We start from the raw sequence: 1,323 nt of genomic DNA, 5'->3' as shown, positions 1-1,323 counted from the left end.
GCGGATTCTAGCGGTGGATGCAACACCCGCTAACTAAGCCGCATCCTCCGACTCGTCTATCAGCTTCACGAAAAGCTCGCTCGGCTTCATGAAGCCGAGCGTCTTCCGCGGCCTGTCGTTGAGCTCCTCGGCGACGGCGTCGAGGTAGTCTTCCGGGTACGCGCTCAAGTCGGTCCCCTTCGGGAAGTACTGGCGAAGGAGGCCGTTCGTGTTCTCGTTCGTGCCGCGCTGCCAAGGCGAGTGCGGGTCGCAGAAGTAGACCTGCATGCCGAGCGCGGCGCCGATCTTCTTGTGGCGCGCGAGCTCGCTTCCCTGGTCCCACGCCAGCGAGTTCAGCATGAGCTCGGGCAGGCGGGCCATCTTCTTGACTATGGCGTCCTGCACCTGCTCGGCGCCGTGCCCGTCCGGCAGGTGGAGCAGCATCGTGAAGCGGGTCGTGCGCTCCACGAGCGTCCCGATCGCCGACTTGTTGGCCGCGCCGGTGATCAAGTCGCCCTCCCAGTGGCCGGGCACGGCGCGGTCCTCGACCTCCGCCGGCCGCTCGCTGATCATGACCATGGGGTCCCTGAAGCGCGGCTTGCGCTCGTCGCCGGCCGACCTGGGACGGCGGGCAGCGCGGCCCGATCGGAGCTTCCCCTCGATGTCGCGCCTGAGCCGGCCCTTCGATTGGACGTAGATGGCCTGGTATATGGTTTCGTGGCAAGCGTTCATGGCATCATTATCGGGGAACTCGCGGCGAAGCCAGCCGGAAATCTGCTCGGGCGACCAATGCCTGTCGAGCTTCTCCTGGACCGCGCGCCGCAGCCTCGGGTCGTCGATCTTGCGCGCCTTCGGCCGTTTGAGGCGGCTGGTCGAGAGCTGCTGCGCGCGGTAGGGGCCGTAGCCGCCCGTCGGCCCTGCGTTCGACCTGATCTCGCGGCTGACGGTGGATGGGCTCCTGCCCAGTCTCGCGGCTATGGATCGGATGGAATCGCCGGCGCGCAGGCCGTCGGCGATGGCGATTCTCTCATCCTGCGATAGATAGTAGCCGTCTATCTTCTTCGGTTCTTCCATGTCTCCACGATACCAGTCGACAAGCGCGCGCTCGTCGCGGCCGGATGACCTGCCGCGCCCGTTCCTCCATACCTTGCCCGTCCGCTTCGAGACGCCCACCGCCTCGGCCGCGCGCGTGAAGTTCATGCCGCCGGAGACGAGCTCGAGGTATCTTGCCCTGCGAGCCCCCTGCATCTCCCTCAGCTTGTCGTAGACGACCCCGTCAAATTCGTAGCCCATCGTAGGCACCCTTTCCGATCAAGGGCGTTGCAACGTTCGCTAGAATCCGTC

General features: G+C 65.8%; 1 protein-coding gene. It reads right to left on the bottom strand.

Going from position 1 to position 1,323, the window contains the following annotated elements; translation table 11 throughout:
- Positions 1-33: 33 nt before the first annotated feature.
- Positions 34-1,227, bottom strand: coding sequence for an IS30 family transposase (locus SFHG_RS00015; RefSeq protein ID WP_238318231.1), 1,194 nt, complete (start codon positions 1,225-1,227; stop codon positions 34-36).
- Positions 1,228-1,323 lie beyond the last annotated feature (96 nt).

This window comes from Senegalimassilia anaerobia JC110, assembly GCF_000236865.1.
GTDB lineage: Bacteria > Actinomycetota > Coriobacteriia > Coriobacteriales > Eggerthellaceae > Senegalimassilia > Senegalimassilia anaerobia.
The sequence above is the reverse complement of the archived record's forward strand: the minus strand, read 5'-3'. Positions and strand labels throughout refer to the sequence as shown.